We start from the raw sequence: 23,615 nt of genomic DNA on the forward strand, positions 1-23,615 counted from the left end.
ACGCGGTCATTTGCCGGAATCGGTTCTTGCCTCGAGTGTGTGGATGGCGGGGACGTCGATACCACGTCCTTGGACGATAGGCGGCACCGGTTACGACACCGGTCCTCGACGCCCGAGGACGCGACGGGCGCGCTTGATCAAGCCCCGGCTGTCGAAGCAAAAAGCTTGTCGTAAGCCGCGAGCAGGTTGCTGTGCATGGCGCTTCCCTCAAAATCCACGCCGAGCGTAGCGAGACCAAAGAAACGCTCCTTGCGATCCACCAGCGCTCGCGCTTGCCTTAGCGTTTCCGCGCCATAAAGCAAGGTCAGCGAATGGGTGAAATTAGCCGGCTCGTCGAGATTAAGCAGCGCCTCGACGCAACGGTAAACCAGCCAGCGCCCCTGATTCATCTGGCGGTAATGGTGAATCCAGTCGCAGCCTTCGCGCGCCACCTCCACGTCGCCGATCGCGAGCGCCAACAAGGTCTTGAGTTCGCCGATGCGCAGTTCTTTCCACGCTGTTCCGAGCGGTACGGCGAGACCGAGAATTTCCCAGAGAGGGCGTTCATCGCCGAGATTCATGGTCTGCAGATCGTCAAGCAGCGTGCGGCACTCCTCGTCGCTAAGATCGTTCAGGCGGACCAACGCCGGGCGGATGTCGTTGCCCACGCTGTTGTTTTCCCATTGCAGATCTTCGACCGGGTAGATCTCCGACATACCCGGTACGAGAATCCGGCAGGCGTAGGCGTCGAGTTCTTCGAAGTCGGCGACGTAGACATCTTTGCCTTCCTCGGCGATGCACGCACACAGCCAGTCATAATCTTCCTGCGTCGTCGAGCTGAAATTCCAGTCCGCGAAGTCATAGTCGGGTTTGTCGCTCAGGAAATTCCAGCTCACCACACCGCTCGAATCGACGAAGTGAATCTCCAGATTCGCCACAGCCGAAATCTCGTCCATGTCGAAGCCGGGCTCCGGAAAATCTTCCAGCGATTCGAGCGAGCGGCCTTGCAGCAACTCAGTCAACGCGCGTTCCAGTGCGATTTCGAAACGCGGATGCGCGCCGAAGCTCGGAAACACGCCTTGATCCTTCGGATGCAGCAAGGTCACGTTCATCACCGGATAGCGGCCGCCCAGCGACGCGTCCTTCACGAGGATGCCGAAGCCCGCGTCACGCAGCGATTTCACACCAGCGGCAATCCCCGGGTAACGCGCAATCACTTCTTCCGGCACGTCGGGAAGGCACAGGCCTTCGCTGATGATGCGGTACTTGACCTGGCGCTCGAAAATCTCGGACAACGCCTGGGTCCGCGCTTCGAGTTTAGTATTGCCCGCCGACATGCCGTTGCTGACATACAGGTTGCCGATGATATTCACCGGGATCCATGTCGTCGTACCGTCTCGCAGACGGGTGTAGGGCAAAGCGCAAATGCCACGATCCACGTTGCCGGAGTTCAAATCGACAATCACCGATCCGTCGATATCGCTGTCCGGGTTGTAGAACGCGTGCAACTCGGGGTTCAGCAATTCCGCCGGCCAAGCACCATCTTCGGTGGGAGCGAACCAGCGTTCCTGCGGATAGTGAACAAAGGGACGGTTGGCCCGGGTCTCGCCAAGATAAAAGTGCGTCCAGAAATAGTGGCAACCCAAACGCTCGATGAATTCGCCGATCGCGCTGGCACGGGCAGCCAGTTCCGAGGCGCCCTTGCCGTTGGTGAACAGCATCGGACATGCCTTGTCGCGCATGTGGCATGACCAGATGTTCTCGGCCGGATTGAGCCACGAGCTTTCTTCGAGGAAAAAGCCGCGCGCCGCCAGCTTCTGCTGCATGGTGGCAATGGAAAATTCCAGCGATGCATCCTTGCCAGGAATGAAGCTTTCGGTTTGCATGAGGTAATGCCTTTATCTAGTGGGACTTACGTAAATTTCATCCGAACGCTCGGATTTTTGAACCGCTGCCGAAGGCAGTCATCGGGTATCTGGGATTTGACCTGATTGAGGAGACGGCAAGTCTCAGGTCTGTCTGGCAGTCTCAGTGCGACGGATCCACGCCAATTCGGCGCAGGCAGTGTGATAGGGCTGGATGCGGGCTTTGCAGTCCTGACCGCGCGCGATCCCGGTCAGTTAATTCGCCGCGCGATAAAACGGCTCGATCTTACAGTGCGGACCGCACGCATCGTGTGTGGTCCGCTTTCGCGTACGGGATTGTCGACGATTCGCGGCCCGATGTCGAACGGCCGGTGCGCGATAAGTTGCTTGCCAACAGTTGCACTCCGTCGTCCGTTGTCGAGACGTGAACTGACGCTCCGTCCGCCGCGAGCAATGGTCACTCGGTTCCGATTGCTCGTAGAGCGGCATGCCACGGGCGGCCGGACGTTACTCCGGCTGCTATGTTCGCACCACTGTGTCGGGCGATTTTTCCGACCATACGCTGGCGAGTGATGCGCACCTTCACACTTGCGGTGCAGGCACCCGTGGGTTTGATCATTGTGCCGTATTCGCGCCAGCATGGCACGGACGGGGACCGCATCGACAGAGACGCAGATTCAACGATTCACCCGCAGCTGTTGAATAATGCAATCGGCCAAGGGCGGCCGTCCGCTGCCCCCTTATTCAGCCAATTCACGATGCAAGGCTCGATATTCTTGCGAAAGTTTGTGCCCCGGATCGAGATGAATGAGGGGGGTTGCCTGCTGATGCGATTCGCGGATCCTCACGGACGAAGACAGCTTTGAAGCCAGCACCGGCAAGCCCTCACTGACAAGTTCATCGACCAGCTTTTGGGGCAGGCTCGCGCGAGGCTGAAACTGGTTGATGACAATGCCTTCCACTTCAAGCGCGACGTTATGATCCTGCTGGATCTCCTTCACGTTCTCCATCAACGTGTAAAGCGCGCGACGGGAAAAGTCATCGCAGTCGAACGGAATCAGGCAACGCTCGGCCGCGATCAGCGCGGAGCGTGTGTAGAAGTTCAACGCAGGCGGCGTGTCGATATAAATCGCGTCATACATGTCGAGTTCGTTCAGCGCGTCACGCAACTTGTAGATCTTGTAACGGGATTCCAGCTTGCCATGCAACGTGTCCAGATCAGGATGAGCGGGCATGACGTCGAGGTTCTCAAATGGCGTCGGATGAATGAACGACGTGACTTCTACAGGCCTGAAGCTGAACGTTAGCGCGGTTTCAAAGAAGCCGGCGACGGTGGGGCTGGCCTCGCCGGCCTGCGAGCCGAGCAGGTACTGACTTGAATTCGCCTGAGCATCCAGGTCGATGACCAGTGTGCGGATGCCTTCGCTGGCGCTGATTGCCGCCAGGTTACAAACAATGGTCGATTTGCCTACACCACCTTTCTGATTGAATACGACGCGCCGCATGTTCTCCCCTTGAGCGGAACCTACCCAAAAGCGCTCAGCATACCTGAGCCAGCGGACCTGGTTGGATTCGATCGGTTGTTTTCTGGCTTGGCGGTCAGTTGGTCGGGCGTGCGCGTCGCCGGGTATGCCCGCGTTAGGCCGCCTGCGAGACGAGGCCTCGCAGAACGGCTTCCAGGTCCACTTCGCCCTTGACGACGTCGGCTGGATCGCCTTCGAAGGCGATCCAGCCTTCATTGAACCCGTCGAGCATGCGTATGCGCGGCAATGGTTCCTTCATACCTTGTGACCGGAACAGCGCGTCCCATGTTTCGCGCGGCACCACCTCCGCACGAACCGGACGACCGAGCACCTGGGCAAATGCCTCGGCCAGATCGTTCGGGCTCACACGTTGCGGCCCCTCGAGTTCGACGACACGCACGCCGCGCCAGGTTTGTCGAAGCAGTTGTGCGGCAATGCGACCAACGTCCGCGGTCGCGACCATCGGCACAGCCTTGTCGAGTGGTTGCAGAAAGCTGGGGATCACTCCCATGTCCCGGGCCGGCGCAACGTCCCATGCGGCGTTTTCCATGAACCAGCCGGGACGCAGGAATGTCACGGGCATCGGTAAATCGCGAAGCGCCTGCTCCATCAGCGTACGTTGCGTGAGCAGATTGGTCTCGGTGGCCTGCGCGCCGATCGTCGACAGGCAGACAACCTTGCCAGATGCTGCCGACTGAAGCGCCCCGCGCACGGCGTCAATGACAGCCCTTGCCTCGGGAAAACCCGGCGACGGATCGAACTCGGACGGCGGCAGAATGAAGACGCCGTGCGCGCCCTCGAAAGCGGCGGTCAGGGACGTCGCATCGTCCATGTCGGCTGTCACGACTTCACACCCGCGCTCAGCCCATGAACGTGCCCGAGCGGCATCGCGCACCACCGCGCGTACTGACTGACCTGCCGCGAGCAGCGTGCGCGCCACAGCGCCACCGACCTTCCCTGTTATTCCTGTTATCGCGTACATGTTTGCTTCTCCTTGCATAAATAAGCGTCTTTCAATATTTCATCGGTACATCACAGCTCGCTATTCGCTCAGGCTCGCTGCAAGCCCTGATACAAACTCCGTTCAAACTCCCCGGCCGCCACACCAGCTACGGTGCCGTTGGCGACGGCCAGGAAGCCGGATGCTCGCGTCAACAGGTCACGGCGAGTGAGTTGAACGGTCATCTCCTACTCCTTGGAAATTGGAATGAACTGAGGTTGAAACGTCCTGTTGGGATGCATTGTGGGTAAACGCGACAAGAAACTAAATGACACGAATGACACTTGTGAAATGACGGATAGTTACCAATGAGTCATAGTGCGGTTTTTGACGCACTGTGCAGGCCCTATGAGATCGCCCAGCGAGAATCTCTCCAGCGGTATCGGCGTATTTGCTGCCGTCGTCGATGCGGGGACGTTCGCAGCCGCCTCCGAATTGATGGGTATGTCGCCACCGGGGGTTAGCCGGGCAATCGCTCGACTCGAAAAGCGGCTGAAAATACGGCTCTTCAATCGGACGACCCGCGCCGTTTCCCTCACTGAAGAGGGCCGACGGTTCTACGAGCAGGTCATGCCGCACTTAAGGGGAATGGAGGAAGCGGCCGTCGCCGCGGCAGGAGGCGTCGCGACGGTGCGCGGGAAGCTGCGAATCAATCTTGATCCGGTTGTTTCGCGAATTATTCTGGGCCCGAAGCTCGACGAATTCATGGATGTGCATCCTGAACTTGAACTCGAGTTCATTGCGAGAGATCAGCTCGGCGACCTCATCATGGACGGCTTCGATCTGGCCCTGCGATTTGGCGAACCTCGCTCATCCAGTCTGGTTGCGCGAAAGCTCCTTGACACCACGGTTGTCACCGTCGCATCGCCCTCGTACCTCGCTCGCCGGGGGCGGCCAGCGGAGCCTCAAGAGCTGGGGTGCGGTGCGCATAGGTGTCTCGAGTTCCGGAACCCGGAAACCGGAAAGCCGTATCCGTGGGCGTTTCATCGCAAGCGCAAAAAGCTTGTTGTCGAAACGAATGGACGGCTTACGGTGAATGATCCGAGCGCACTCCTCAACGCGTGCCTGGCCGGGTCCGGCGTCGCGCAGATGCTTCTGCTCGGCGCCGAGCACCTGATCCGGGAAGGACAGCTCGTCAACCTGTTCCCAGACTGGCCGGATGAGCGCTTCCCGCTCTATGCGTACCATCCATCGCGGCATCACGTGCCGGCCAGGACAAGGGTATTTCTTGACTTTATCGTCTCTTTGACGAGTACGAGTTAGCAAGCCGAAATAGGCCTGTTGTCGAGATTCCTTGCGCATCCAGGACCATGCTGACGTCGATCGGCGCGAGCATGCAACGTCTCCTGCCGTCAATTGCCGGATTGATGAGCGACGGCGGCGCGCGTCACATGTGCCAGCAGGTTGTCGACATCCTCAACCGTGGTAGAGAAGGAAGTCACGAACCGGACAACGTTTGGTCCCCAACGATCGTGATAAAACTCGAATCCCGCCTGATGTAGTGATTCGATCATCGCGGAAGGCAATCGACAAAAGACGATGTTGGCCTCAGTCGCGCCGAGCACTTCGACGCCGCTCAACCCCGCAAGTCCTCGGGTCAGGCGCCGCGCAGCGTCGTTGGCCTGGCGTGCGTTGCGCAACCACAGATCGTCGGTCAAGTACGCGTCGATCTGCGCCGAAAGAAAGCGCATCTTCGAGAACAGATGGCCCGCGCGCTTGCGACGGTAGCCCATTTCGGGCGCAAGGGATGCATCGAACAGCACGATCGCTTCCGCTGCGAACACACCGTTCTTGGTCGCGCCGAACGACAGTGCATCGACCCCGGCCTTCCATGTCATCTCTGCGGGCGAACAGCCCAGCGACACCAGCGCATTGGCGAATCGTGAGCCATCCATATGAAGCTTGATGGAGGATGCCTTGCAGACCTCCCCCAGCGCTTCGATCTCGGCCAGTGTGTACACGCCGCCCTCTTCCGTCGCCTGCGTGATGCTCGCGCACGACGGTTGCGTCGAATGTACGTCGCCCACCTTCACGCGAGCCGCGCTATGAAGACTTGCGGGGTCTATCTTCGCCGATTGCCCTTCTACGCCGACCAGCTTCGCGCCATTCGTGTACCACACGGGCGCGCCGCATTCGTCGTTGTTGATATGGCTCGCCGGATGGCAATAGATGTTGCCCCAGGGCGGCGTCATCGCGCTCAGGCACAAGGAGTTGGCGGCGGTGCCGGTCGGCACGAGAAACACGTCGACTTCGCGCTCGAAGATTTCGCTCAGTTTGCGTTCGACGCGGGCAGTAAGATCATCTCCTCCGTATGGGCTCGCTTGCCCGGCGCTGCTCGCCGCGATGGCTTCAATTACCTCTGGCGACGCGCCTGCGATGTTATCGCTCGTGAAACCCAAAGCCGGCGCCCTAGCACCGTGTGATCGATTACTGCTGTCCATTGTCATATCCTCAACTCGGCGGGAGGAGAACTTCCCCCCGGATTGGCGCATCCTATGTCGAGTGAGGCCGCCGGACTTGTAAAAAATTGATCAGTCGCCCAGCCACGGGGCGAGATAGCGCTGAACCTCGTACTCTGCCGACGACCGCGCGGCTTACGCCCTGTAGCACGACGGCGCGACGCCGTATGCCTGCCGGAAAGCGCGGTTGAAGTGGCTTTGATCGTAGAACCCGACTTCCTGAGCGACTGCTGCGATCGCTTGCGAGCTTCGCGACAGGAGCGCACAAGCCCGCTCGAGACGAAGACGGAGCAGCCACGCGTGGGGCGTCATCCCGATGGTCTGCTTGAATTGCTTGAGGAACTGGAATCTGCCGAGTGAGCACAACCCGGCCAGTTCGTCGAGCGTGATCTTGTCGCTGAGATGACTGAAGCAGTAGTCTCTGACGCGTTGCCATTGAATGCGCGAAAGCGAGCCCGGGACCGTTTCCGGCACGATCGTGCGCGATTGGCTCAACAAGCGCTCCAGCAACGTGAGCCACTCAGCCTGCATTGCAAGACTGCTCGCGGCGTTGCACCACCGCATCTCATTGTGCAGGCGCAGAAGATGGCCGGCGAGCAGCGGGTCTTCAAGCAAGGCTCCTGCGAATTCCGGCTCGCGGTGCAAGCCGCTGATCTCCTCCGCCACGCTTGCGACGAGTTCCTGCGAAAGGCGGAATGTCTTGAGCGTGGATTGGCTGCCGTCCACCGTGATTCCGTCGTGAATCTCGCCTGGCGGCATCAGAACGATGGACCCGGGTCCGTGCAGGACAGTCTTTCCGTTGACCCTCTGGCGCTGAACCCCATCCGTCACCAGCCCGACGTGCAAATCAAGGTGGAAGTGGCGGTCGAAACTGAAAGCCGCGAAGCGTGCGGTACTCAGCACCAGGCCGGGTATCTCGGACACTTGCTGGAATTGGACAGACTCAGTCATTGAACAGGAAGCGATGACACGTGTTGGCGGGCGCTCGCAAAGTATAACGCCGCTAATCTCGGCCTGTTTGCCTGCCCGGCACCACTCATCCGATGCTTCCCGCAAACCTTTCAGCCAACCTCTCCCGCTCGAACGCCTCGACAACGAAATCGACAAACACCCGTGTTTTCGCCGGCAGCAGCGCTCGCGTCGCGTAATAGATCGAAATTGCCCCGGCGTCCGCGTACCAGCGCGGCAACAATCGCACGAGTTCCCCACGTTCGATCGACGACAGCACGTCCGACACAGTCAGCGGCGCAACACCCAGCCCGAGAATCGCAGCCTCGCGCATCGCTGCCGGGTCGTTGACCATGATGGTCTCGCCAAGCTGCGCAGGCATTTTGCCGCCCGCCGCGTTGCGCATCGTCCGGTGGTGCACGCGGCCGGTGCGGCTCGAGCGCATCACGATGCCGTCGAGGTCCGCAAGATCGCCGCGATCGGTCGAGACGGACGCGATCGCTGCCTGCAGCGCGTCCAGATTGTCGCCAATTTCCACGAGAAAGCGCTCGCCCGCCTCGGTCAGCGTGAGCTTGCGCGTCGAGCGCTGGAACAGTCGCACGCCCAGGTTGCGTTCGAGCAGCGCGACGTTCCTGCTGACCGCGGCGGGCGTCAGCGCAAGACGACGCGCATGCGAAAGCGGCAGTGAGCGGACTGATCGAGCGGCTCGGCTTCTTCGGCATCGACCTGGGTTCGCTCGAAGGCGGGGGCCGGCTGGTTCAAATCCCGGGCGGGCCGCTGCCGGTGCTTAATCTCGTCAAGTTGGGATAACCAGCGAAAGGCGCGGCATACCGTGCCTTTCGCACACAAGTCACTTTTGCCCCTCCGAACGCCCCCCACCTAGCGCCTCGAGCAGTGGCCGCAAGGCATCCAGTTCCGCACCGAAACCACTCCAGTCTCCCGCCTTCAATCGCTCCATTGCACGGTCATAATGTGCAAGCGCCTCGCGGGCGCGCGCGTCCGCCGTGCCCTGAGGCGGCGATGCGATTGGGGCGCGTTCCTTGAAGAGCGCCGCCAGCGCTTCGCCCAGGGTTTCTTGCATCACCACCCGGTCCCCATACGCGGCGATTACCCGCTTCAACTCGGGTAGCTGACCCGACTCGGCACGCAAGTAGAGCGGAGAGACGTAGAGGATGGAGTTTTCAATCGGTACGACGAGAAGATGGCCGCGAATGACACGCGACCCCATCTGGTTCCACAGCGAAATCTGCTGTGATATCTCGGTGTTCTGCTGGATGCGCGCCTCGATCTGGAAGGGTCCATAGACGAGCTTATCCTTCGGGAACGCGTAGACGATAAGCTTGCCGTAGTTGGGTGGATCGCAACGCGCCGCGAGCCACGCGATCATATTGTCGCGCTGGCTTGGCACCATCGGCAGCATCAGGACGAACTCCTCGCGCGGTTCCTCGGGCAACCGCATGATCATGTAGTAAGGCGTCATCGGTGTGCCGGGACTATTCCCACCATCAATGCCGATCAATTCCCGGGGGAACTGCCAGAGATCCTCGCGATTGTAGAAGACCTCCGGCGCATCCATGTGGTAGGCCCGATAAAGTTGCGCCTGGATCAGGAACAGATCCTCGGGGTAGCGAATATGTTGCTGCAGGTCTTGCGGCATCGTCGCGAGAGATTTGAACAGACCCGGGAAGATGCGCTGATAAGTTCGCAGGATCGGATCGTTAGGATCGCTGACATAGAAATCGACCGTGCCGTTATACGCGTCGACCACAACTTTAACTGCGTTACGGATGTAATTCACGCCATCGCCGAAACCCGGCTGGGCGTAGGGGAACCAGCGGCTTGTCGTATAGGCGTCCTGCATCCAGAAAAGGCGCCCGTTGCTTGTGACGAGATAGGGATCATGGTCGAGCCTGAGGAACGGCGCGATCGTACGCACCCGGTCCTGTACGTTACGGTGCAGCAGGATGCGGCTGGCGTTCGTGATGTAGTCGGTGAGCAGAATGTTCGGATCGTCGAACTGCCAGGCGAACAGGCTGCGGCGCGCGGTGCTGCCGATAGCAATACCGTCTCTCCCGCCGTAGGTGGTGTAAGCGTTGTCCTTGCCCTTGGGGTAGTCGAATTCGGGGACGCTGCCTTTTACGATGACGTAACCTTCACCTCCTTCCCCGAAATACAGACGCGGCTCGTGAATGGCCGGCCCGCCGTGGGCGACCGGCGGAATATCCTGCAGATAAAACGAGGGTAAGCCTTCCGTCGATTTCTCCGTGACGGGCGACATCACGACGCCGTTGCCGTGCGTGAACAGCAGGTGCAGGTTCACCCAGGTCTGGGCGTTCGCGGGAAGCATCGACGGCTCCAGTTCGCGGGCCGACAGCATCACCTGCCGGTAACCGGCGTCGAGCCGGTAGCGGTCGATGTCGACAGAGAGAAATTTGTAGTAAGTCCTGATCTCCTGCAGCTGCGCGTAGGTGTCCATCAGCGGCTGCACGTCCCACAGGCGAATGTTGCCGATGGTTGCGCGATTGGCCTCGAGCGAGGCGAGATTCAATTCCTGCTCGGCAGGAAACGGCTTTACCGCGATCTGGGTGAGGCCATAGGCCATCCGCGTTAGCGCGATATTGTGCTTGATATAGGGCATCTCCAGTTGCAGTTCGCTCGGCTTGACATAGAGGCGCTGGAACAGCGCCGGGTAGATCAGGGCGAATACGAACGAGGTGCCGAACACCAGCAACACCGAGGCAGCAGAAATTCGATAGTCCAGCCGGCGCATATTGACCCACGACGCGACGGCTGCTGCGGCGGCGAGGCCAATGAGCACCCATAAGACCGGGAGCTCGACGTGGATGTCGGTATAGCCGGCGCCGACCACGACGCCGTTGTCGCCGTAGAGCAGCAGAAAGCGGTCGAGTGCGTAAGACCAGGCCTTCAGGACGAAGAACACACCGAGCAGCGCCGAACCATGAGCAGCGGCAGCGGCGGAGAGTCGGCACGGCGGCCGCTCGAACGTGATGTCGCCCCGTACCCCATAGACCGCGGCTGCAATGATCGCACTGCAAAAGAGCAACTGCAGCAACCAGTTCTTGAACGCAATATTGGCGGGCAGTGAGAACAGATAGAAGCTGATGTCCTGGCCGAAGATCGGATCGCGCTCGCCATAGGGCACCTGGCGCAGGAAGCGCAGCACCAGATCCCAGTTGGAGATGTCGCCGGCGGCGATGATCAGCCCCAGGACAATAGCGCTACCGGCAATGCAGGCGCGCCAGGGAATGCGCGGGGCGAGCTGGTCTGCCAGTTCGCTGATGAACTCAGGCGTACCGGACAGACGGGCCGCTTCTACTTGCCAGCTGCCGGGACGCCTCGCATAACGATGCGCAAGGAACCCCGATCCGGCTATGACGGCCGCCGACGCTGCGAACACGGCGGCAAACAGGAGCGCCTTGGCGGAGATAACCGTCCAGAAAACGTCGACATAACCGATTGAAGAAAACCACAGCCAGTCGACCGCGACGCCGGTGATGCGCCCGGCGACGATCAGGCAGCCCACGACGACCGCCACCGTGATTGCGGTGCGTCTGAAGTGCACGCGGGAGCTTGGTTGCCAATGCATCGCCCTTCCTTTGCCGGAACGCCACTCGTGGCTGGCTGCGATCAGCTCTGCTTAAACCGTTGATCTGCCGTGAAGTTGGCTGACCGCCTTGCCAATGCGCCGTCGAAGCCGGTGCATGGTCAACGCATGATTAGGGTCATATAAGTGATTGTAGTCCGGTGATGCAGGCGGCGTACGCTCACCCGTTCAAGCCTTCGCCGTCGCTGACCTTGCCGTGAACACCCGCCTGCGCCCCCATCTTCTCCAAATCAAAAGGCGTATCCCGCAACCTCCGTCCCGTCAGCTTAAACACCGCACTAGCCACCGCGTGCGCCACCGAGGGACTCGACCGCTCCCCAACGCCACCCGGTTTGGCTGGATCCTCTTGCACGATCTGAATATCAACGTCCGGCCTGGCGTGCCTGGTATCGGTCGTGCAGAACGCGGTGCCGAATGGCTCGCACGCATCGCGGGCCGCGTGGCAAGCAGAAAAACCGATACGATGGATGCTTGATCCGAAGCTGACGCAGCTTCGCTAAACTTCAATCCCCGATCCAACCGACCGAGCACCTTACCTTGACGATCCACATCCGCCCCGCTCACGCGTCCGACGCCGCCTTGATTCTCCGCTTCATCACCGAACTCGCGGTGTATGAGAAAGCGGAGCACGAAGTCGTCGCGACCGTTAAAGACATCGAAGCGAGTCTGTTCTCCGCCACGTCTACCGCGAAGGCTTTGATCTGCGAAATGAACGGCGAGCCGATCGGCTTCTGCGTTTACTTCTTTTCCTATTCGACGTGGCTCGGCAAGCAAGGGCTTTATCTTGAAGACCTATACATATCGCCGACATCGCGCGGCAGCGGCGCGGGTAAACAGATGCTGCGCCACCTCGCACAAATTGCGTGCGAAGCCGGCTGTGGGCGCTTCGAATGGAGCGTGCTCGACTGGAACGAGCCGGCGATCGGCTTCTATGAATCGATCGGCGCGAGCGCGCAAAGCGAATGGGTGCGCTACCGGCTGGCGGGCGATGCACTCACGGCCTTCGCCGATGGCAATACGTGAGATACGCTTGCCCCTGAACAGAAACGTAGCCAGGTAATCAGCGATGCCAGGTAATCAGCGATGCGCGCCTTGTCTATCTGCAGCAAGAACCGCCTGCGCAACCCTCAGCGGTGGAAATAGCGCGCGGCATGGCCGAACCGCCGCAATCCACGCAGCCGCACTCGCCCCCTGAAGCGCGATGTTCACCGAGTACATGATCAAGTGGGACTTGCTGCCGGACGGTGAGCCGATTCGCACGCACAGCAGCCGTCTGCTGCCCGTGCGCCGGCATGGCGTCCCCGCGATGCTAAAAGTTGCACAGGATCCCGAAGAGAGATTCGGCGCGCAGCTGATGGCGTGGTAGGGTTTGTCCGCGGCGTGGATTCTCGAAACGGGTGAGACGCCGGACATCGACATAGACATCGGCAGAATGGCGGCCGAAGCGCTGAGGCAGAAGTAAACGCTGGGAACTGAAGAGGACAACCATCCGGGACAGCCGCTACCCCCAGGCCTCGCCGCTATCACCCCGAGCCTGCCAATCCCGGGGCGAGCAGACATCGTCAGGCGGCAGCCGGCAAGCCGCCGCCCAGACATTCCGTCAATCAATGCGGAGCTTTGCCGTTGGGCAGGGCATCCAGCGGTTTGTGCTGTTCTTCGCCCAGCCCTGGGAAGAACGCGTTCCATGCGGCGCGCACGCCCTGAGCCACGGTGGCTTCGGCGCCAATCGTTTCTGCCTCGCCGTCGGCAGCGTTCGACGGGTCGGCGGAGAGGCCGCGCCAGTGCGTAAACACCAGCAACGGCTTCTCGGTCCATACGCCGTCGCCATATTTCGCAAATGCCGTGTCTCCGCTCGTCAACTGCACCTCGTACCAGCCTTCACGGACGGGTGTATGGGCAGCAAGCTCAAACCATGCGGTCGGTTCGATTTCCTTCATGTCGTCTCCGGTCAGATAGATCGTCATAGGTAACCACAACAAAGGCATTCTTCATGCCCGCGCCCGTTGGCGGCCCGGCAGGTGGGCGCCGCATGTCACCCGATGCTGCGGAGCGGTGCGCTGGGCATGACCTGCGGGCGATTCGTCGACGTCGCGCACTTCGAAATCGCCGCGCATAAACGACACGATAGCGCGACATGGGTCACGCGGACAAACGTAAAAACTTACACGGCACGCCGCGTGGCCGCCCCGCTTGTCGCCCCGCTTGTCGACCCGCTCACCGCCCCCCTTATCGACCCGCGGTTCGACCCGCTGCCCGACCCGCTGCCCGACTCGCGCGCCATCTCGCGCACCAGTTCGGCCAACACGCGCACAGCGGGCGCCAGTTGCCCGTCTGGCGTGCTGCCATAGCCGATCACCAGGCCATTTGCCTCCTCGCGCTGCTGCAACGCAAAACCCGACAGCGCACGCGGATTGAGCCGCTCGGCGAGCGCGCGTTCGGCAAGGGTTTGATCGGAAATATGCAGCGGCAAGCGAAGCGTCAGATGCATGCCACAATTGCCGCCCAGAATCTGCGACGGCGCGAAATGCGCAGTGAGCGCATCGCGCAGCGCCTGCTGGCGCTCCCGATACAAACGCCGCATGCGGCCCAGATGCCGCCCGAATTCCCCGCTGTCAATGAAGTGCGCCAGCGCCAGTTGCTCCAGACGATGCCCGCCGCGCAGCATCTCCTGCAACGCGACAGCCGTGTGCGCGGCGATGGCGCTCGGCAGTACCACGAAGCCGATACGCAGCGCCGGAAACATCGTTTTGCTGAACGAGCCGACGTACAAAACCGGCGCGTCCTCGACCAGCCCTTGCATGCTGGCGATCGGCTCGCCGGTATGGCGGAATTCGCCGTCGTAGTCGTCTTCGATCAGCCAGGCGCCGCAGCGGCGCGCCTGCGCGATCAGCTCCAGCCGGCGCGCCACCGACAACACCGCACCGGTCGGATATTGATGCGCGGGGGACGTATAGATCAGCTTGGGAGGATGCGTCCGCCACGCGTCGGGCGGCACCGCGATGCCCTCGGGATCGACCGGCATCGGCAGCATGGCCAGATCGCCGAGATTGAACGCAGCCTTGGCGCCGCGATAGCCCGGATCTTCAACCCATGCGATGTCGCGCGGATTGGTGAACAGCCGCACGCACAGGTTCAGCGCTTCCTGCGCGCCTTCGGTGATGACCACCTGCGAACCCTCGCAGCGTACGCCCCGCGCCATCCGCAAATGCGCCGCGATCGCGTCGCGCAGCGCCGGTTCGCCCGCCGGGTCGCCGTAGCCGAGCGCGAGCGGCACCGCGCGCTCCATCGAACGTTCGAGCGCGCGCCGCCAGGCGGCTAGCGGAAAGCGGTCCAGCGCAGGCGTGCCGGGTGTCAGCGGCAAGGTGTTGTCGGCATGGGTGCGCGTCGCCGCGAATTGCTCGACACGCGCCGCGTACGCGATCTCCGGTGCGGCCGGCAGTGTTTGCGGTTCACCGCGCGCCGCCGGACTGGAGAGCGGGCTCACACGCGTGCCCTTTTTGTCGGCAACCACGTAGCCGACCGCGGCCAAATGCTCGTACGCGATCATCACGGTATTACGCGACACGCCCATCTCCGCTGCCAGCAAGCGCGACGACGGCAGCAGCGACCCCGCCGGCAAACGCCCCGCGAGGATGGCCTGCTGCAAACGCTCGATGAGTTGTTTTTGCAGCGGCGCGGACTTTTCGCCACTACCAGCGGGGGGCGCGGCGGCCCGGTTGGCGAGCGGGCCAATGATCTCGATCATCTCGGCTGGACCTATCAAATGCTGTTCTCGTGGATCTTTTTAACATACCACGTTTGCCGTATCGTTCTCCATAAGCAGGGGTCACCCACTATCGACAGGAGAGCAGACATGGAACCCAGACGTAACGCTTTCGAGCAGCCGATCGGCACCCCTGTGCCGGGCTGGAAAGGCGCCCAGTCACCCGGCCGCGAGCCGCTGGTGGGCCAATACTGCCGGATCGAACCGGTGGACGTAGAACGCCACGCGACGGACCTGTACGAGGCCTACAACTCGGCGCCCGATGGCCGCGACTGGACCTATCTGGCGGTCGGCCCATTCGAGAGCCTGGCCGCGTATCGCGAGCATCTGACGCGCATGGCCGCATCGCCTGATCCGCTGCACTACACGGTCATCGATCTGGCGACCGGCAACGCAGTCGGCACGCTCGCGCTGATGCGCATCGACCGTGCGAACGGCGTGATCGAAGTCGGGCACGTCACCTATTCGCCGCGTCTGAAGCGCACACGCATTGCCACCGAAGCGATGTTCCTGCTGATGAATCATGTATTCGACGACCTCGGCTATCGCCGCTTCGAATGGAAGTGCGATTCGCTGAATGGACCGTCGCGCACGGCGGCGTTGCGCTATGGCTTTACGTTCGAAGGGATCTTCCGGCAGGCGATCGTGTATCGCGAACGCAATCGCGATACCGCGTGGTTTTCGATCATCGACAGCGAATGGCCCGCGCTGCGGCCGAGCTATGCACACTGGCTGGATGCCGGCAACTTCGATGCGCAGGGCAAGCAGGTTGAACGGCTGGCCGACCTGATCGCACAGCAGCGGGCGGTGGCGAGCCAAGGCGACCAATAAGGCAGCCGGGTTGCGGGCCGGTTGCTAGCTGGCCAGGTGGTCGGCATGCGCCGGCTCGATGATTCCGAGCCTTCATTCATGGAGTGAAGAGACTGACGAAACTTCAGGCGGCGTGCCGCGCGACGAGTCAGGCAACGCCTGCCGTTCGCCGCAGCACGATGGTCGGCTTGCCTTTGTACGTCGTGCGAAGTTGCTCACGGTAACCGCACTTGTGAGCGACACGCAGCGACGGCTGGTTTTCCGGCGCGACAATGCAGGCGGTCTCGCCGTCAGGCCAATGCGCATCGGCCCAGGCGAGTGCGGCGCGCACGGCTTCGGTCGCGTAGCCGCGGTTGTGCACGGCGGGGTCGAGCGCCCAGCCGATTTCAGGTGTGCCCATCAAAGAAGGCTCGATCTCGCGGTGGTAGTCGGCAAAGCCGACTTCACCCAGGAAGCGGCCGCTATCCCTTTCCCGCACCACCCAGTAACCGTATCCCAGCATCGCCCAATGCCCGGCGTAGCGCAGCAGGCGCGCCCAGACTTCTTCGCGCGTGAACGGCTTGCCGCCGATATAGCGAATCACTTCGGGATCGGACCACATCGCATAACTTTCGAGGAAATCGTCGCGCGTGTGCGGGCGCATGATCAGGCGGTCGGTGGTGAGGAGCGTGGGGCGGCTGGACATAGGCGGGCTGGTGGTTGGCGTGGACGCTTTGGGGTTAAGAAGCGTTGAAGAGTGCCTGGGATGATCGCAGATTTTTTGTGCGCCAGGTTCGCTGCCGAAATCCCCGCGGCGCGTGAAGATCATCACAGCGTCCGTCGCAGGTTGCGGTCGTTGCCGGCATGCGCCACACGTCCAGCTCAATGATAAGCAATACTTATTTTGAAAAAGATACAGCGGCCTTGTTATGGTGCCGGTCAGCAGCCGGCCCCGCTGCATAACCGGTGATCGCGCTCGAGGCGGGTACGACATCGGATTCGCCCCCGCCTGAACCCAATCAGGTTCATTTCACGGGATACCCGTCACACGCGTTCCATGCTGCGCCGGTAGCTGGCCGGCGAGAACGCGGCGGTCAGCGCGCCCATCGCCAAGACCACCGCAAGGTGCATCGTCCATGCAGTGGTAAAGCTGCCGCCGACGTCGCGCAGCCAGCCGATCAGCCAGGGGCCGGCTGCGACGATCAGGAAACCCACCCCCTGCACGAACGCGGCCAACGCACCGGCGCGCTGGGCGTCGGGCAGATGGTCGAGGGTCACGATCAGGCTCAACGAGAAGAAGCCGCCCAGCCCCACGCCTGCGCAGGCCACCAGCAACCACGGCGCAAGCGCCGGCACCAGTGCAAAGCCGGCGAAGCCTGCGGCCTGAAGCGCGAGGGTCAGCCACAAGGCCCCGCGCTTGTCCACGGCGCGGCGGACTAGCATCGGCATCACCAGCGCTCCCGCCGCCTGGAACACCGCCATCCAGGCGAGCAGGTTGCCGCTCGCCTGAGAACTCATGCCGATTTGCCGGTAAAACGATGGCAGCCATGCGACCACGCTTGAATAGCCGCTGTTGGCGAGACCGAAATACACCGCGAGTTGCCAGGCGCGCAGATTGCCGAAAAAGCCCGCGATCGGGACCCGCGCGGCGCCGGACGGGGCTGCACCGGGCGGCGCACTCGTGAACCACAGCGCGAGCGTGCCGAGTGCCGGCAGGGCCCACACGGCGAGGGCAAGATGCCACCCGCCATGCGCGGCGAGCCAAGGGCTTGCCACCGCGCCGAATGCTCCGCCGCCGACCAGCGCCGCCGAGTAGAGTCCCATCGCGAGCGGCACCCGATCGGGAAACCAGCGCTTGGCGAGGCCCGGCATCAGCGCCTGGATGACCGCCACCCCCGCGCCGGCGATGCCGGCGCCGGTAATCAGGCTTGCGCTGCTGCTTGCCCATAAGCGCGACGTGCAGCCGGCGGCGAGCAACAGCAGCGCGGCGGTCAGGGCGGGCTTCTCGCCGAAACGCCGTGCCAGCCCAACGCCCGCGCCGGCGACCACGCCCATCAGGACGAAGGGCAATGTGGTCAGCATCGCGGCGGCCCGGAAGCCGAGGCCGGTGTCGTTGCGCACGATCTCCAGCACGGGACCGACGGAAGTCAGAAAGGGCCGCAGGTTGAGACCCACCAGCATCACCAGCGCCAGCAGGACCAGTGCGCCGGGCGACCCCGCGACCGTGCGCGACAAGCGGGTGGCGCTTGCTGTGTTGGAATCAGTCATTCGGATGCTCCCTGAGGGTCTGAAAACCGGCTGGATCATCAGCCCTGTCGAAAGGGTAAGGGGCGGCGCCATCATGTGGAAATTAAATATTCGACTGACCTCCAGTGCGGAACGCAATGGCACGTCTTGTCAGAAATTCGAAAGCCCTTGCCGCACGGCCTTTGCATCCGTCCCTTAGACTACGCTCATCGGCCGCACGACGCGGCGCAAGAACCGACAGGAGCGACATGCAATGAGAGCGATTCAGTTCAAGACTTTTGGCAACCCCGAGGTGCTCGAATACGTCGATCTGCCGACGCCCCAAGCCGACGCGGACAGCGCCGTCGTACAGGTCAAGGCGGCCTCGGTGAATCCGAGCGACGTCAAGAACGTCTCTGGACATTTCGAACACACTACCCTGCCGCGCACGCCCGGCCGCGACTTCAGCGGTGTCGTGGTGGACGGTCCGCAGGCATGGCTCGGCACCGAGGTCTGGGGCACCGGCGGCGATATCGGCTTCACGCGCGACGGCACGCATGCCGATCTCATCAAGATTCCGCTCGCGGCTCTGTCGCGCAAGCCGACCACGCTCAGCCATGCGGAGGCCTCCGCGATCGGCGTGAACTTCGTGGTCGCGTGGCTCGGCACGGTCGAGTATGCCAACCTGCAAGCGGGCGAGACGGTTGCCGTGATCGGGGCAGGCGGCGGCGTCGGCGGCGCGGTGGTGCAGATCGCGAAAGCGCGGGGCGCGCGCGTGATCGCCGTCAACCGTCATCCGCTTTCCGCCGATACGCCCGCGGGCCGGCTGATCGACGACTACGTTCCGCTCGACGAACACACGGCCGGGCGCCTGAGGGCGCTAACCGGCGGCGCCGGCGCGGATGTGGTGTACGACACGGTCGGTGGCGTGGTGTTCGAGACCGCACTGAGTCTCGTCAAGCGCCGCGGCCGGGTGCTGGAAATCAGCGGCACCGGCAAGCGCCGCGTGGAATTCGACCTGATCGACTTCTATCACAACGAAACGCAATTGCTTGGCGTGGACAGCGCCAAGCTCGGCGTCGCCGAATCGGCGCCGTTGATGGCCGCGCTGGTCGAAGGGTTCGAAAGCGGCAAGCTGCAAGGGCCGGCCATCGCGCAGGCATTTCCGCTCGAGCGGGCGCGCGAGGCCTATGAGGCAGTAGCCACCGGCACGCACGGCCGGGTCGTCATCACGATGTAATTGCCGAAGCGACCGGCGGGCGTGGCTGGCCGCCGGCATTCATTGACGCCGCTTCGTGCGGATACCTTTTCCATCACCAGGCGCCTCACGCTAAGATTGAGCCCGCCGGACCGGCGCGCAGCGCACGCAGCATCTTCCGCGCATGGGCCGCCGCCATGCGCGCCGCCCGGTGATCACAAGAAAAGCTTCGCTCGGAGAATCAGATGTCTGAAGAATATGAAGTGCATGGTCCGCACGACCATGCGGTTGAACACGCCGGCCACCACGACGAGGACCCCTTTGCGAGCCGCATGGCCGTGATGACCGCGATCCTCGCGACGATCGGCGCACTGTGCGCCTACCAGAGCGGCAACAGCGAAAATCTGGCGCTGTACTACAAGAACGAAGCCGCGATTAAAAAGACCGAGGCGTCGAACCAATGGAACTACTACCAGGCCAAGGGCGAGAAAGAGAATCTCGCTGAACTCGGCGCGGCGCTGTCGCTCGGCAATGCCGATGCGCACGCGAAGTTCGTCGCCGACGTCGACAAGTACAAGCAGCAGAAAGAGCCGATTCGCGCGAAGGCTGAAGCGATCGAAAAGGAAGTCGTGGACAACGACGCTAAAAGTGAAGCGCTGCTGCACGGCCATCATCGCTGGGCGCAGGCCACGACCTTGATACAGGTGGCGATTGCCCTGTGCGCGATCACGTTGCTGACCCGCAAGAACTGGCTGCGCAATCTGTCGTTCGGTATTGCGGCTGCGGGTGTGATCACTGCGGTCGTAGCGTTCTTTTCGGCTTGATTGCGTGAACGACGTACCTCAATGGAAACGCATCAGCGGGTTAGCCTGAGCAAAGCGGGCAGGCGTCGGCATGCGGCTCGACGTCAGCCCTAAAACCCGCCGCGCGCGTCTTTGTCATAAATCAAAGATGCGCGGATTGAATGCTCAGTAGTCCGACTTTCATGACATAAATTCAGGGCGCCACGATCTTGCATCGCGTGTCCGCGTTGCCGGATTCGGCGCACCTGTCATGGAGGACTCACCGTGAACGCATCCCCTAACGCTGCAGGCGACCTGGTCGCGAACCTCGACGAAAGCGTTCTGCTTCCGCAACTCGGCTGCCCGGCAGACGAGATCGGCCTGGCAGTCGGCGACATGCTGGAGCGCACCAATCTGGCTGTCATCGACGCGGCCTTTGATCTACTCGACCTGCGCGCGAATGAGCGGATTCTCGAGATCGGTCTGGGCAACGGCGGTCATATCGCATCTGTGCTGGATCAAGCCGCAGAACTCTTCTTCACCGGCATCGATCTATCGCCGACCATGATCGCCGAGGGCCGCCGCCGCAACGCAAGCTTTATCCGCGATGGCCGGGTCTGGCTCGAAACTGCCGACGTCATGTCCTTGCCATTCCCGTCCGGTTCGTTCGACAAAGCCATCGCGATCAACACCACGTATTTCTGGCCTGACTTGACCGCCGGTCTGAAGGAAACACACCGCGTGCTGCGCTCGGATGGCGTGTTGGTGATTGCGGCGATCACGCCCGAGGCAGCCGTAGAGATGCCGTTCGCGCAATACGGCTTCACCGTCGACAATGCGGCCGCGCTGGAAGCCGCCTGCATGGCCGCGGGTTTCGACCGCATAGGCATCACGCGTTACGTCGAGCCGCTGCTCGATCCACCGCAAGAATTCGGCCCACGCGAGTTCTATCTGTTGTGGGCCTGCGCCGGCTGATACGGCGCTAAACGGCGCAGATTCGATGCGCGGCACCACTCAATGCGCGATGCCGCGCGCGGCACGCTCGAGTAACAGCTCGCGCTCGCGCGCATTGCGCGTCATGGCGGCAGCGCGTTCGAATTCGGCGCGCGCCTCTTCCATGCGGCCAAGTTTCTCCAGCAGATCGCCGCGCACGCTCGGCAACCAGTGATAGTTCGCGAGCGCTGCATCGGCTGCGAGCGCATCGACGATTTCCAGACCGGCAGCCGGTCCGAACGCCATGCCGACTGCCACCGCCCGGTTCAACTCGACCACGGGCGAAGGCGCCGCCTGCGCCAGCGCATCGTACAGCGCGACGATCTGCGCCCAGTCGGTCTCTTCGGCGCGGCGGGCGCGCGCATGACACGCGGCCAGCGCGGCCTGCAACGCATACGGACCGCTCGCGCCGCCCAGCGCGTGCGAGGTGGCGAGCGCGGCCAGCCCGCGGCGGATCAGCAGCGGGTCCCAGCGGCTGCGGTCCTGGTCGAGCAACAGCACCGGCCTGCCCTCGGCATCGATACGCGCGTGTGTGCGCGACGCCTGGATTTCCATCAACGCAACAAGGCCATGCACTTCGCTTTCGTCCGGCACGAGCCCGCTCAGCACGCGCCCCAGCCGCAGCGCTTCCTCGCACAGCGCCGGACGCATCCAGTCGTCGCCGGCTGTGGCCGAATAGCCTTCGTTGAAAATCAGATAGATCACCTGCAGCACCGAGGCGAGCCGTGGCGCGCGCGCATCCGCTTGCGGCACTTCGAACGGCACCTTGGCCGCCGACAGCGTGCGCTTCGCCCGCACGATGCGCTGCGCGATGGTCGGCTCGGGCACGAGGAACGCACGTGCGATTTCGTCCGTGGTGAGGCCGCCGAGCAGGCGCAGCGTCAGCGCGACGCGTGCGTCGGTGGACAACACCGGGTGGCACGCCGTGAACACCAGCCGCAGCAGGTCGTCGCCGATATCGTCGGCGCGTGCGGCATCGAGGCTATCGACGAAATCCGGCACGAGGTGCGCCTCCAATGCGTCGAGATCGTGGCCCAACTCTTCGCGCTTGCGGGCATGCAGCGCTTCCTGGCGCAAGCGGTCGAGGGCGCGGTTCTTCGCGGTCGCCATCAGCCACGCCCCCGGATTGGCGGGCACGCCCGCATCAGGCCAATGTTCGAGCGCCGCCACCAGCGCGTCCTGCGCCAGCTCTTCGGCAAGCCCCACGTCGCGCACGATCCGCGCGACGTGGGCGATGACCTTGGCGGATTCGATCCGCCAGACTGCCTCGATGGCACGATGGGTGGCCGGCGTTGTCACGGAATCAGCCCGCTGCCTTGGCGTTCGGGTCCATGTAGATCAGCTCCCAGATGTGTCCGTCGATATCTTCGAAGCCATGCCCGTACATGAAGCCGTAGCGGCGAGATCGACGTAGATCTGCTTATGCATGACGAATCCTTTCGACGTGGCCGGATCGGCGTGGCGATCAATGTTTGGTCGCGTCAAGTTTTCGGAAGCGCTCCAGTTCCGGGCTCGGCTCGAAGTCTTCGCGCTCATACAGTTGCCGCACTTCGATTTCGCCTTCGGCCTGTTCGCCGAACGGTGCCGGGAACCGCCGCGCCCATTCCATAGCTTCTTCGCGGGAGCGAACCTGAATCAGCGTATAGCCGGCGATCAGTTCTTTGGTTTCCGCGAACGGACCATCGATGACCGTGCGCTTGCCCGCGCTGTAGTGGATGCGCCAGCCTTTCGAACTCGGTTGCAGGCCGGTTGCGTCGAGCAGCACGCCGGCCTTGGCCAGTTCTTCATGGTAGGCGCCCATCGCGGCCATCAAGGCGTCGTCTGGTGGGCCGCCGGCTTCGCTGACGGCAGTCGCCTTCACTATGATCATGAATCGCATCGCAATCGCTCCTTGGCTAGCGTGTGGTAAGTGGCGAGCCGCTGTCTGTTTGCTGGCTCCCTACTCACACGACGAGCGATGCGCGACCGGATCGACATATTTGCCGCAGGCCTAGGGAAAACCCCCAGAAAAATAGCCGCGAGTGACGCGGACCCGCTTAGATGAAGCAAGGTCCGACTTTGCGGACTTCGACGGTGCACCACGAGGCCGCCGGGCAGGCTTGTGCGATCGCCACCGCTTCTTCACGGGTTTCACAATCGAGCAGGAAGAAACCGCCGATCATTTCCTTGGCTTCGGCGAATGGGCCGTCGAGCAGTTTTGGCCGACCGTCGCGCACCTGCACGCGCACGGCGTCACTGGAGGCGGTCAGCGATTCGACTGCGCGCAGCTTGCCGCGCTCTTTGAGGCCGGCGGCAAACCGCACCATCTGGTCATAGACTTCCCGCCCCGCCTGCTCGCCGCGTTCAATGCGTTGATCCGGGGGTTCGACAATAAGCAGCATGTAAGACATGGCGTCTCCGATTGATCGCGCCGTGGACGTGAACGCCAGGCAGGCGTACGACGGCAAAACCGCGCTTACAGTTGG

The 23,615-nt window shown here is 62.4% G+C and carries 23 protein-coding genes and 2 pseudogenes; 8 read left to right on the forward strand and 17 right to left on the reverse strand.

The features are described from left to right. Positions 1–137 precede the first annotated feature (137 nt). The 4 genes from ycaO to AYM40_RS43345 all read right to left on the reverse strand — a co-directional run bounded on the left by ycaO (position 138) and on the right by AYM40_RS43345 (position 4,552). Positions 138–1,865, reverse strand: coding sequence for a 30S ribosomal protein S12 methylthiotransferase accessory factor YcaO (gene ycaO / locus AYM40_RS34635; protein ID WP_063500430.1), 1,728 nt, complete (start codon positions 1,863–1,865; stop codon positions 138–140). Between the two features lie 719 nt (positions 1,866–2,584). Further along, on the reverse strand, positions 2,585–3,349 hold the full coding sequence (locus AYM40_RS34640) for a ParA family protein (protein ID WP_063500431.1): 765 nt from the start codon (positions 3,347–3,349) through the stop codon (positions 2,585–2,587). A 133-nt stretch (positions 3,350–3,482) separates the two neighbouring features. Beyond that, positions 3,483–4,349, reverse strand: coding sequence for an NmrA family NAD(P)-binding protein (locus AYM40_RS34645; RefSeq protein WP_063500432.1), 867 nt, complete (start codon positions 4,347–4,349; stop codon positions 3,483–3,485). A gap of 68 nt (positions 4,350–4,417) precedes the next feature. Continuing rightward, on the reverse strand, positions 4,418–4,552 hold the full coding sequence (locus AYM40_RS43345; protein ID WP_256390492.1) for a hypothetical protein: 135 nt from the start codon (positions 4,550–4,552) through the stop codon (positions 4,418–4,420). 163 nt (positions 4,553–4,715) lie between these two features. On the opposite strand from AYM40_RS43345, the gene AYM40_RS34650 reads away from it, so the two are divergent. After that, positions 4,716–5,630 carry a LysR family transcriptional regulator gene (locus tag AYM40_RS34650; protein ID WP_063500433.1) on the forward strand — a complete coding sequence of 305 codons (915 nt, stop codon included), beginning with the start codon at positions 4,716–4,718 and terminating at the stop codon, positions 5,628–5,630. An 89-nt stretch (positions 5,631–5,719) separates the two neighbouring features. Here the strand turns inward: AYM40_RS34650 and AYM40_RS34655 are convergent, their stop codons facing one another. The 3 genes from AYM40_RS34655 to AYM40_RS34665 form a co-directional block, all read right to left on the reverse strand. Next, the gene (locus tag AYM40_RS34655; RefSeq protein WP_063500434.1) at positions 5,720–6,808 is read right to left on the reverse strand and encodes a threonine aldolase family protein; all 1,089 of its coding nucleotides are present in this window, start codon (positions 6,806–6,808) and stop codon (positions 5,720–5,722) included. Between the two features lie 153 nt (positions 6,809–6,961). Then, on the reverse strand, positions 6,962–7,777 hold the full coding sequence (locus tag AYM40_RS34660; RefSeq protein ID WP_063500435.1) for a helix-turn-helix transcriptional regulator: 816 nt from the start codon (positions 7,775–7,777) through the stop codon (positions 6,962–6,964). An 85-nt stretch (positions 7,778–7,862) separates the two neighbouring features. Next, positions 7,863–8,459: a LysR family transcriptional regulator gene (locus AYM40_RS34665; protein ID WP_063500436.1), complete on the reverse strand. Its 597-nt coding sequence runs from the start codon at positions 8,457–8,459 to the stop codon at positions 7,863–7,865. On the opposite strand from AYM40_RS34665, the gene AYM40_RS43350 reads away from it, so the two are divergent. Then, the gene (locus AYM40_RS43350; RefSeq protein ID WP_256390493.1) at positions 8,459–8,584 is read left to right on the forward strand and encodes a hypothetical protein; all 126 of its coding nucleotides are present in this window, start codon (positions 8,459–8,461) and stop codon (positions 8,582–8,584) included. The genes AYM40_RS34665 and AYM40_RS43350 overlap by 1 nt on opposite strands. Positions 8,585–8,624: 40 nt before the next feature. Here AYM40_RS43350 and AYM40_RS34670 read toward each other — a convergent pair whose 3' ends face one another. Together AYM40_RS34670 and AYM40_RS43050 are read right to left on the reverse strand one after the other, a co-directional pair. Continuing rightward, the gene (locus AYM40_RS34670) at positions 8,625–11,381 is read right to left on the reverse strand and encodes a UPF0182 family protein (protein ID WP_063500437.1); all 2,757 of its coding nucleotides are present in this window, start codon (positions 11,379–11,381) and stop codon (positions 8,625–8,627) included. Positions 11,382–11,559: 178 nt separating this feature from the next. After that, a pseudogene (locus tag AYM40_RS43050) lies at positions 11,560–11,772 on the reverse strand (hypothetical protein); the annotation flags it as partial. A gap of 164 nt (positions 11,773–11,936) precedes the next feature. On the opposite strand from AYM40_RS43050, the gene AYM40_RS34680 reads away from it, so the two are divergent. Continuing rightward, the gene (locus AYM40_RS34680; RefSeq protein WP_063500439.1) at positions 11,937–12,422 is read left to right on the forward strand and encodes a GNAT family N-acetyltransferase; all 486 of its coding nucleotides are present in this window, start codon (positions 11,937–11,939) and stop codon (positions 12,420–12,422) included. 178 nt (positions 12,423–12,600) lie between these two features. Then, positions 12,601–12,765: an aminoglycoside phosphotransferase family protein gene (locus AYM40_RS39605; protein WP_236721037.1), complete on the forward strand. Its 165-nt coding sequence runs from the start codon at positions 12,601–12,603 to the stop codon at positions 12,763–12,765. Positions 12,766–13,003: 238 nt separating this feature from the next. Here AYM40_RS39605 and AYM40_RS34685 read toward each other — a convergent pair whose 3' ends face one another. After that, positions 13,004–13,336, reverse strand: coding sequence for a hypothetical protein (locus AYM40_RS34685; protein WP_063500901.1), 333 nt, complete (start codon positions 13,334–13,336; stop codon positions 13,004–13,006). Between the two features lie 224 nt (positions 13,337–13,560). Continuing rightward, a complete protein-coding gene (locus AYM40_RS34690) occupies positions 13,561–15,144 on the reverse strand; it encodes a PLP-dependent aminotransferase family protein (RefSeq protein ID WP_082855469.1) in 1,584 nt (527 codons plus the stop codon). Positions 15,145–15,252: 108 nt separating this feature from the next. On the opposite strand from AYM40_RS34690, the gene AYM40_RS34695 reads away from it, so the two are divergent. Then, positions 15,253–15,993 carry a GNAT family N-acetyltransferase gene (locus AYM40_RS34695; protein ID WP_063500440.1) on the forward strand — a complete coding sequence of 247 codons (741 nt, stop codon included), beginning with the start codon at positions 15,253–15,255 and terminating at the stop codon, positions 15,991–15,993. Between the two features lie 127 nt (positions 15,994–16,120). On the opposite strand, the gene AYM40_RS34700 is transcribed toward AYM40_RS34695, so the two are convergent. Together AYM40_RS34700 and AYM40_RS34705 are read right to left on the reverse strand one after the other, a co-directional pair. Next, on the reverse strand, positions 16,121–16,657 hold the full coding sequence (locus AYM40_RS34700; protein WP_063500441.1) for a GNAT family N-acetyltransferase: 537 nt from the start codon (positions 16,655–16,657) through the stop codon (positions 16,121–16,123). Positions 16,658–16,995: 338 nt separating this feature from the next. Then, the gene (locus tag AYM40_RS34705; protein ID WP_063500442.1) at positions 16,996–18,219 is read right to left on the reverse strand and encodes a cyanate transporter; all 1,224 of its coding nucleotides are present in this window, start codon (positions 18,217–18,219) and stop codon (positions 16,996–16,998) included. A 232-nt stretch (positions 18,220–18,451) separates the two neighbouring features. On the opposite strand from AYM40_RS34705, the gene AYM40_RS34710 reads away from it, so the two are divergent. The 3 genes from AYM40_RS34710 (at position 18,452) to AYM40_RS34720 (ending at position 21,132) form a co-directional block, all read left to right on the forward strand. Further along, a complete protein-coding gene (locus AYM40_RS34710) occupies positions 18,452–19,417 on the forward strand; it encodes a quinone oxidoreductase family protein (protein WP_063500443.1) in 966 nt (321 codons plus the stop codon). Positions 19,418–19,620: 203 nt separating this feature from the next. Then, the gene (locus tag AYM40_RS34715; RefSeq protein WP_063500444.1) at positions 19,621–20,199 is read left to right on the forward strand and encodes a DUF4337 domain-containing protein; all 579 of its coding nucleotides are present in this window, start codon (positions 19,621–19,623) and stop codon (positions 20,197–20,199) included. A gap of 243 nt (positions 20,200–20,442) precedes the next feature. After that, positions 20,443–21,132, forward strand: coding sequence for a class I SAM-dependent methyltransferase (locus AYM40_RS34720; protein WP_063500445.1), 690 nt, complete (start codon positions 20,443–20,445; stop codon positions 21,130–21,132). Between the two features lie 39 nt (positions 21,133–21,171). Here AYM40_RS34720 and AYM40_RS34725 read toward each other — a convergent pair whose 3' ends face one another. From AYM40_RS34725 to AYM40_RS34735, 4 genes and pseudogenes are all read right to left on the reverse strand, one after another. Next, positions 21,172–22,449 carry an RNA polymerase sigma factor gene (locus tag AYM40_RS34725; protein WP_063500446.1) on the reverse strand — a complete coding sequence of 426 codons (1,278 nt, stop codon included), beginning with the start codon at positions 22,447–22,449 and terminating at the stop codon, positions 21,172–21,174. A 4-nt stretch (positions 22,450–22,453) separates the two neighbouring features. Next, positions 22,454–22,561: pseudogene (locus tag AYM40_RS43055) on the reverse strand (glyoxalase/bleomycin resistance/extradiol dioxygenase family protein); the annotation flags it as partial. A gap of 54 nt (positions 22,562–22,615) precedes the next feature. Further along, positions 22,616–23,029 carry a YciI family protein gene (locus AYM40_RS34730; RefSeq protein WP_063500447.1) on the reverse strand — a complete coding sequence of 138 codons (414 nt, stop codon included), beginning with the start codon at positions 23,027–23,029 and terminating at the stop codon, positions 22,616–22,618. 157 nt (positions 23,030–23,186) lie between these two features. Continuing rightward, positions 23,187–23,540 carry a YciI family protein gene (locus tag AYM40_RS34735; RefSeq protein WP_063500448.1) on the reverse strand — a complete coding sequence of 118 codons (354 nt, stop codon included), beginning with the start codon at positions 23,538–23,540 and terminating at the stop codon, positions 23,187–23,189. Positions 23,541–23,615: the final 75 nt, after the last annotated feature.

The organism is Paraburkholderia phytofirmans OLGA172 (assembly GCF_001634365.1).
In the GTDB taxonomy this organism is placed as follows: Bacteria; Pseudomonadota; Gammaproteobacteria; order Burkholderiales; family Burkholderiaceae; genus Paraburkholderia.